Genomic DNA, 8,139 nt, shown 5'->3' on the forward strand with positions numbered 1-8,139 from the left:
ATGTTCATAAATATTCACCGAGGCTTAAAATCAAAACGAAGAATAAAAGTGATCAAAGAATTACTAAAATAAAAAGCACCCAAAATGTCTATTAACCCGTAACAAGCAACAAGTACAAATCCGCCAAAAGCAGATAGTAAATTACTCGTTACTGATTACGTGTTACTATTTCTATGGATTAATCTAATTTAAAGTATGTTTAAAATTTTTAAAAAAAGTAAGGGGTTTACTCTTATTGAAATTACTGTCGTCGTTGGAATTTTTGCCATTATTATAATAATCTTAATGGATTTTATTGTTCAAAGTTATAAATCTTGGCAAGAAACCTCACAAATAATAGAAGCGCAAAAAAACGCGCAAGACGTAATTAAAACAACAATTAAAGAATTAAGAAATATAGCTGAAGTATCTGAAACAGGTAGTTTTCCTCTTGAAAATGCTCAAAATCAATCAGTTGTTTTTTATAGCGACAGTGATTCAAATTCTCGAATTGAAAAAATAAGATATTTTATAAATGATAATAAATTTAAAAAAGGAGTTATTGCTCCTTCAGGAAATCCTATAGAATATAATCCAAACAATGAAATAATTACCAATATTGCTGAATATATTACTAACGGCAATGATCCTGTTTTTTATTATTATGATGAAAATTATAATGGGACTGGCTCGCCACTTACTAATCCGATTGATGTAACAAAAGTAAAATTAATTAAAATTTTATTAAAAGTTAATGTTAATCCAAACAGACCACCATCAGATTTTATTTTAGAAACTTATGTAAATTTAAGAAATTTAAAAGAAAATTACTAACTAGTTTTTAGTTTTTAGAAAATTATGAATGATAAATTTTAAATTATGAAAAAATCTAAAATTTCTTAAATTAATTTAAAATTCTTTTATTTATGTTTAAAAAATCTCAAAAAAAAGGCGCAAGTCTTGTTTTGGTTATTGTTTTTACAGCTATTTTGACAACTTTTGGAATAACTATTTTACAATGGGGAGCCTTACAAATTAAATCAGCCAATCAAGTTCAAGATAAAGAATTGTCTTTTCAAATTGCCGAAGCAGGAATTGAATATTATCGTTGGCATTTGGCCCATGATAATAACGATTATTCTGATGGCACAAAAAACTCTGGTCCTTATGTCCATGATTATAAAGATATTAATGGAAATATTTTGGGTCAATTTTCTTTAGAAATTGATCCTCCGCCATCTGGTTCTACGGTAGTTACTATTAAATCAACTGGCCATCCAAATTCAAACCCAAATTTAAAAAGAAAAATTACTGCTCGAGTAGGCATTCCTTCTTATGCAGAATATAGTTTTTTAATTAATAATAGTGCTTGGTTTGGCTCAAATGAAAATATAAAAGGAAAGTTACACACAAATAGTGGCATTCGTTTGGATGGAACTTGTGATTCTATTATTAGTTCAGCTAAAGAAACTTATATTTGCACATCAACTCATGGATGTTCTCAAACAAACTGTTTAAATCCTTGCGTTTGGACAGCTAATAGCTGTGAATGTCCTGGGGTTTGGGGCGCTGGAAAACCTCAAACTTTTTGGAAATTTCCAGTTCCAGTTATTGATTTTAATATTATTACTACTGATTTGGCAAAAATTAAAACAAACGCCCAAGATCAAGGCGTTTATTTAAGTTCTTCTGGTTCTTATGGGTATCATCTTTATTTTAAAAATAATAGTACTTTTGATGTTTATAAAGTAACAGGCCTTACCTCTCCCTATTATTATGGAAGTACTTATAATGGTTGGGCTTATGGCTCTATTGATATTAATACAGAAACTTTTATTCAAAATTATCCCATTCCTTCAAATGGTTTAATCTTTGTAGAAGATACAACTTGGGTTAATGGAATAATCAAAGGCCGAGTTACTCTAGGGGTTGGTTCTTTCCCTGAAAATGTAACAACCTATAAATCTGCAATCATAAATGGAAATTTAGTTTATAATAACAAAGATGGATCAGATACAATAGGAATTATTGCTCAAAAAGATATTGCCATTCCAAAATTTACTCCAGATAATTTAGAAATTGATGCGGTACTTTTAGCCCAAAATGGAGCAACACAAAGTTATTATTATTGGCCAGCTTATTCAAGTGTTAAAACACAAATTACTACTTTTGGTAGCGTTATTTCTAATAAAATATGGACATGGTCTTGGGTAAGCGGGGGAAATATCATCTCTGGATATAAAAATACTTATACCACTTATGATTCAAATTTGATTTATGCTCCTCCACCATATTTCCCAAAAAAAGATGAGTTTGAAGTTTTGTCATGGAATGAGGAATAAAAAAATATACGGGGTTGAACCCCGTATATTTTTTTATAATGTTTTTTTATAATTTTCAATTGCTTTTTTAAATGCATCTAAAGCCAAGATTGAGCAATGAATTTTTTCAGAAGGCAATCCGCCCAAAGCTTTTGTAATTTTTTGATGAGAAATTTTTTTCGCCTGTTCTATTGTTTTTCCTTTTACCATTTCTGTTAAAATGGAGCTGGTAGCAATATTGGAAGCGCAACCATAAGATAAAAATTTTGCTTGATTAATTTTTTTTGATTTAGGATTAATTTTTAAATAAATCGTTAATTTATCTCCGCAAACAAAATTTCCGGCTTCGCCAATAGCATCAGCATTTTTAATTTCACCTACATTTTTCGGGTGAGTAAAATACTTTATTACTTTTTTATTATAATCAATCATAATTAAAATCCACTAATTTTTCTTAAATCTTTTACAACTCGAGGTAAAACTTTTATAACATATATAATTTCTTTTTTGGTATTAAATTTCCCCAAACTAAAACGAATACTTGAATGAGCGTTTTCTTCTCCTTTATTTAAAGCCATTAAAACATGCGATGGCTCTAATGTTTTTTGCGAACACGCTGATCCAGTAGAAACAGCAATGCCACTTAAACTAAGACGCAAAGCCAATGCTTCCCCTTCAACTCCTTTAAAACTCAAATTCAAATTATGCGCCACTCTTTCTTTTATTGAACCATTGATTTCCACTTTTGAAATTTTGTTTAAAATTCCTTGTTTTAATTGATCTCTTAAAATAGATATCTTTTTTACATTTTTTTCTCGCTCTTTTTCTGCTATTTTCATTGCTTCAGACAAGCCTTTAATTCCGGGAACATTATAAGTGCCTGGTCTTAATTTTTTTTCTTGTTCTCCACCAAACATAATTGGTTTTAAACCAATACCCTTTTTGCAATATAAAATTCCTACTCCTTTGGGACCATAAAATTTATGCGCTGATAAAGATAAAAAATCAACTCCCAATTTTCGTACATCACAACTTAAATAACCAAAAGCTTGAACAGCATCTGTATGAAATATAATTTTATTTTTTTTATTTTGATTAATTTTTTTTATTAACTTTCCAATTTTTTCAATCGGTTGAATTGTTCCAATCTCATTATTAACATACATTATTGAAATCAAGGCTGTTTGCTCGGTAATTATTTTTTCTAAATTTTTTATATTAATAATACCATCTTTATTCACTGGTAAATAACTCACCCTAAATCCTTGTTTTTCTAAATATTTAACAGTATTAAAAACGCAATGATGTTCAATATTAGAAATAATTATATGCTTTTCTTTATTTTGAAAAAAATCTATTACCCCTCTTAAAGCCAAATTATTGCTTTCTGTGGCGCCACTGGTAAAAATTACTTCTTCGCTAAGACAATTCAAAACCTTTGCCACTTCATTTCTAGCTTGTTCTATCACTTTGCTAGATTCTTCTCCAAAAAAATGGATTGACGATGGATTGCCATATTGTTCTGAAAAATATGGCAACATTTTTTTTAAAATTTGTGGATCTACTCTTGTTGTAGCCGAATTGTCTAAATAAATTTGCATAATCTAAGTAAATATAAAATAAAAAATTCATTTACATTTAAAAGAATGGCAATGGAATAAATCAGAAAATGAAATTAAAAAAAATTAATTTTAAAAAATTCAACTATGTATCTATATAGAACCTATTTATTTAACATTATTTTTAATGCAATATCAATAGCTTTTCTATCAAACCCGGTAATAATTTCTCCATCAATATCTATAACAGGAATACTAAGCTGATTAGTTTTTTTTGTCATTTCAACCATTGCGTCTGAATCTTTAGAAACATCCTTGTCAATATATTCTATTCTTTTTTCTTCTAAATATTTTTTTGCCATATCGCAATATGGACAAACTGTTGTAGAATAAACAATAACCTTAGCCATAAATACCCTTTCTCATTTATAATAAAATAAATTTTTACAAATGAATTAATAAAATAAAAAAAATTAACTATTATTTTTTAAAACTTTTATCATTTCTTGTTTTTTGAGCAATCCTTCTTGAGCGCCGATTTTTCTAATTACAAAACTTGAATTTATTATTCCCCATTTTAATGCTTGTTTTACATCTTTCTGATAAATAAATCCAGCCAAAAAACCAGAAGCAAAACTGTCGCCAGCGCCAGTTACATCAACTTTTGGACCAGCAAAGGCAGACATTTTAAAAAATTCTTTTCCATCATACGCCCATACTCCAGCGCGTCCTTGAGTAATTACTACCACTTGTGGGCCATAATTTTTTAAAATTTTTAATAATTCCTTATTTTCCTCCACATCTTTATTTATTGCTTCTTTAACCAAGAATTGCGCTTCAGATTTATTTACAAACAAAATTGTTGTTATTTTAAAAATTTTTTCTATTTTTTTAAAACCTGTTTTTAATTGATATGTTCCCGGATTAAAAGCCACCTTTATTTTTTTCTTTTTTTGTAAATCAATTATTTGTTGATGAAATTTTCCATGATTTTCTCCCAAAGAAGTCAAATAGATCCATTCTGTTTTATCTAATTTTGGTAAAAAATATTTTCGAGGTTGGTGATAAACCAAAGCTGTCCGATCACCCTTAAAATTAATAATAAAAGAACAATTTGTTTTAGAATTTTTTTCTTTTTTTATAAATTTTGTATCTATTTTTTCTTTTTTTATTTTTTGATAAATTTGTTCTCCTTTTTCATCATCACCCAAGATTGTGTAAATTCCAACTTTTAATCCCAACTTATTTAGACTCACAGAAACATTGGCCGCATTGCCTCCCATTGATACTCTAATTTTATTAATAGGAATTTTACTTCCATAATTTAAACACAGCATTTTTTCTTTTGTTGATTCTAATAATTTTGCTTGTTGAATTTGAATAAAAGTATCAAAACAACAATCTCCGATTATAATGACATTAAACATACATTAGAAATTTTAAAATTAAAAATTTAATAGATCCGCCAGCTAGCAAAGAAAATTAAAAATTACAAATTTTTTTTCCACTCCACTCCATCTATTTTCCAATCATCTCCTTCTTTAACTAATTTAACTAAAATATCTTGATAATAAGTTTTAATATTTTGAGTAGATTCTTTGGCTTCTTGACGTTGAGTATTAATTAATAATTCTGTTTGATTTTTTTCTGTATTAAAATTATTTTTTTTAATTGCTAATGCCTTAGTAGTAATTCCGTAATAAATATTAATTGATTTTATTTTTGCTTTTTCTTGTTTTATAAAATTATCAATCCAATCTTGCATTTTAGAAGTTGCAAAAACTTTTAAACCTATCATATTTTGAAAATCACTTTGATTAGAATAACTTCCTAAACTTTCTATAAAATTAAAAGCTATTTTTTCTAAATCAATTTTTGCTTTTATTTCTTCAGTTAATAAAGGAATTTTGGAAGGAATAATTGTTTCTTTAGTTGCTTTTGGCTCAACTATTAAAGTAGTTTCTGTTAATTTCTTTTTTGAAAAATTCTGTTCATAAATATTTTTAACAGCAAAAAGCAAAACAATAACTATTATTGTTCCCACGCTAATTAAAATAATAATTTTTGTGCGATTAGACATAAAATATAAATTAAAAAATAAATGGAAGATACTTAAAAAAATTAAAATAAAAGCGTAACAAGTAACACGTAATAAGTAACAAATAAAATAAATTAAAAATAATCTTTTATTCGTTTACTTGTTACTTATTACTGATTTATCCAATACTTTCATCAAATTCTCTCTTTGCTTCTTCGATTTCTAAAAGTTGTCTAGGATCTGAAGTAATTAATTGATCTTCTAAATAAGAAGCTAAAATTTTTATTGCCACATGCTTGGCTCCGGCAAAAAAAATTCCTTCACCTAATTCACAATCTAAGAGTAAATATTTTTCTCCTTGGGTCAACATAAAGGTTTTGGCTATTGTTTCAATAGCTGCTGGAGATTGTTTTAATAATAATTGCAAGGCCGAATTAGTCACAATCGCTTGCCCATATTGTGAATTTAAAAAATCATTCACATCTTGATTAATAGTCGTTACGCCCAAATAATATTTTCGACATCTTTTTACTAAAGCATAAATAAATTTGGCTGAATCCTCATGTTGCATTAACCACCATGCCTCATCAACAATTAAAATTCTTTTTTTCACTTCCGATCTAACCGTATTCCAAATATAATTAATAATTAAATAAATACCAATCGGTCTTAATTCATCTTCTAAATCACGGACACTAAAAACAACAAGCTGATTTTTTGTATCAATATTGGTTGAATTATTTAAAAGTCCTGCAAAAGTTCCCTCTGTATATTTTTTTAATTTTAAAAGAATATCTTCTGCTCCAACTATTCCTTCTAACACTTCTTGAAAATCTTTCATAATTGGAGGCTCAATCCCAGACAAATCTGCCTCAGCAGTAATATCTTTTCTATTATATGTTTCAAGCAAAGCTCGATCAATAATTGAATCTTCTTGAGAGGTTATTTTCCCTAACATTAATCTCAATAATCCTTTTAAAGTAATAACAGCTGAACGAATAATATCGGTCACAGAAGTTTCTTTGCTTAAAGGTCTAGGCAAATCAAAAGGATTAATTTTATTTTCCGAACTCAAAGAAACATTAATATAGGTCCCACCCACAGCATCACATAAATGTTTATATTCCATTTCTGGATCAATAATAATAATATTTATTCCTATCATTAAACTTCTTAATACTTCTAATTTAACAGCATAACTTTTTCCAGCTCCAGAAGTAGCAAAAACAACCATGTTTGCATTTTGTAAAGAAAAACGATCAAAAAGAATTAGACTATTATTATGACGATTAATTCCATAAAGAATTCCTGATTCACTAGATAATTCACTGGACATAAAAGGAAAACTTGCGGCGCAAGGAGAAGAATTTAAATTAAAAGACACTCCAATTTCATCATCTCCTAATGGCAAAGTAGAATTAAATCCTTGTTCTGTTTGATACTGCGCACGACGAGTATAAATTAATCTAGTACCAAATATTCCTTCAATTTTTTCAGTTAATTCGTCTAATTTTTTTTCTGTTTCAGCATAAACTGTAACATATAAAGCATATTGAAAAAACCTTTCAACATCTTGAGTAATTTCATCTCTTAATCTTTCTACATCAGCCAAGGCTTGCTCTAACATTGGATCACGCGCTGCCCCTTTATCACTTAAAGCTGACAATTGCGCTTGCAAAGCACCTGTTTTATTTCTTAATTGTTTTAAAATAACTGCTGAATCCACAGGATAAAAAAACATACTAATGTCTAATGGGGCATTAAAATTAAGAATTGGAATAAACCAACCAATACTAATAAAACGAGGATAAGTAGTAACAAAAAGAGTTCTTGCATAAGTTTGGTTTATTTGCACATATGAAGGAGCCACCCTAAAAATTGTAGGGGCAATTAAATCTTTAATAGAAACAACTCCTTCTCTATAAACTTTTTCCGCTTCAAGAACAACTTCTTCATCTTCATCTTTTTTAATTTCTTCATTATTGTTGTCTAGAACAAGAGGTTTTTTTTCTAATTCTAAATCTTTAATTTTTGATGGTCTAATTGCCATATAAATTATTAAAACGATAATATTAATTATATTACCAATAATCAATCAAAAAATCAATCTCTGTTTTTTTCTTCTCTTTTTTTTCTTTATTAGTTATTATTTTGTGAAACATCTTCCAGTCCTTGATTATCTTGAAAAATTGTTTCATCAGATAAATATTTAGAAAAAGACATTTTATTGTTTTCAAAAATA

At 27.8% G+C, this 8,139-nt stretch carries 8 protein-coding genes; 2 read left to right on the top strand and 6 right to left on the bottom strand.

The annotated features are described in order from the left end of the window. The first annotated feature begins 195 nt into the window (after window positions 1-195). On the top strand, window positions 196-813 hold the full coding sequence (locus CVV26_03295) for a hypothetical protein (protein ID PKL72011.1): 618 nt from the start codon (window positions 196-198) through the stop codon (window positions 811-813). A gap of 92 nt (window positions 814-905) precedes the next feature. Continuing rightward, the gene (locus tag CVV26_03300) at window positions 906-2,321 is read left to right on the top strand and encodes a hypothetical protein (GenBank protein PKL72012.1); all 1,416 of its coding nucleotides are present in this window, start codon (window positions 906-908) and stop codon (window positions 2,319-2,321) included. 33 nt (window positions 2,322-2,354) lie between these two features. On the opposite strand, the gene CVV26_03305 is transcribed toward CVV26_03300, so the two are convergent. The 6 genes from CVV26_03305 to CVV26_03330 all read right to left on the bottom strand — a co-directional run bounded on the left by CVV26_03305 (window position 2,355) and on the right by CVV26_03330 (window position 7,947). After that, the gene (locus CVV26_03305) at window positions 2,355-2,732 is read right to left on the bottom strand and encodes an iron-sulfur cluster assembly scaffold protein (protein PKL72013.1); all 378 of its coding nucleotides are present in this window, start codon (window positions 2,730-2,732) and stop codon (window positions 2,355-2,357) included. A gap of 2 nt (window positions 2,733-2,734) precedes the next feature. Further along, window positions 2,735-3,904 (bottom strand): cysteine desulfurase NifS, encoded by a 1,170-nt coding sequence (locus tag CVV26_03310; GenBank protein ID PKL72014.1) that lies wholly within the window; start codon window positions 3,902-3,904, stop codon window positions 2,735-2,737. 119 nt (window positions 3,905-4,023) lie between these two features. Then, window positions 4,024-4,269: an NrdH-redoxin gene (locus CVV26_03315; protein ID PKL72015.1), complete on the bottom strand. Its 246-nt coding sequence runs from the start codon at window positions 4,267-4,269 to the stop codon at window positions 4,024-4,026. A 63-nt stretch (window positions 4,270-4,332) separates the two neighbouring features. Continuing rightward, window positions 4,333-5,286 (bottom strand): hypothetical protein, encoded by a 954-nt coding sequence (locus tag CVV26_03320; protein ID PKL72016.1) that lies wholly within the window; start codon window positions 5,284-5,286, stop codon window positions 4,333-4,335. A gap of 62 nt (window positions 5,287-5,348) precedes the next feature. Beyond that, entirely contained in the window at window positions 5,349-5,939 is a 591-nt protein-coding gene (locus tag CVV26_03325; protein ID PKL72017.1) for a hypothetical protein, read from the bottom strand. 136 nt (window positions 5,940-6,075) lie between these two features. Then, window positions 6,076-7,947, bottom strand: coding sequence for a conjugal transfer protein TraC (locus CVV26_03330; GenBank protein PKL72018.1), 1,872 nt, complete (start codon window positions 7,945-7,947; stop codon window positions 6,076-6,078). Between the last annotated feature and the right edge of the window lie 192 nt (window positions 7,948-8,139).

It is taken from the genome of Candidatus Kuenenbacteria bacterium HGW-Kuenenbacteria-1, assembly GCA_002839745.1.
Classification (GTDB): domain Bacteria; phylum Patescibacteriota; class Patescibacteriia; order UBA2591; family PGYQ01; genus PGYQ01.

What these genes read in the sequence shown, in the direction of transcription:
- CVV26_03295 (PKL72011.1), top strand. Translation starts at nt 196, where the DNA reads ATGTTTAAAATTTTTAAAAAAAGTAAGGGGTTTACTCTTATTGAAATT.
- CVV26_03300 (PKL72012.1), top strand. Translation starts at nt 906, where the DNA reads ATGTTTAAAAAATCTCAAAAAAAAGGCGCAAGTCTTGTTTTGGTTATT.
- CVV26_03305 (PKL72013.1), bottom strand. Translation starts at nt 2,732, where the DNA reads ATGATTGATTATAATAAAAAAGTAATAAAGTATTTTACTCACCCGAAA.
- CVV26_03315 (PKL72015.1), bottom strand. Translation starts at nt 4,269, where the DNA reads ATGGCTAAGGTTATTGTTTATTCTACAACAGTTTGTCCATATTGCGAT.
- CVV26_03320 (PKL72016.1), bottom strand. Translation starts at nt 5,286, where the DNA reads ATGTTTAATGTCATTATAATCGGAGATTGTTGTTTTGATACTTTTATT.
- CVV26_03325 (PKL72017.1), bottom strand. Translation starts at nt 5,939, where the DNA reads ATGTCTAATCGCACAAAAATTATTATTTTAATTAGCGTGGGAACAATA.
- CVV26_03330 (PKL72018.1), bottom strand. Translation starts at nt 7,947, where the DNA reads ATGGCAATTAGACCATCAAAAATTAAAGATTTAGAATTAGAAAAAAAA.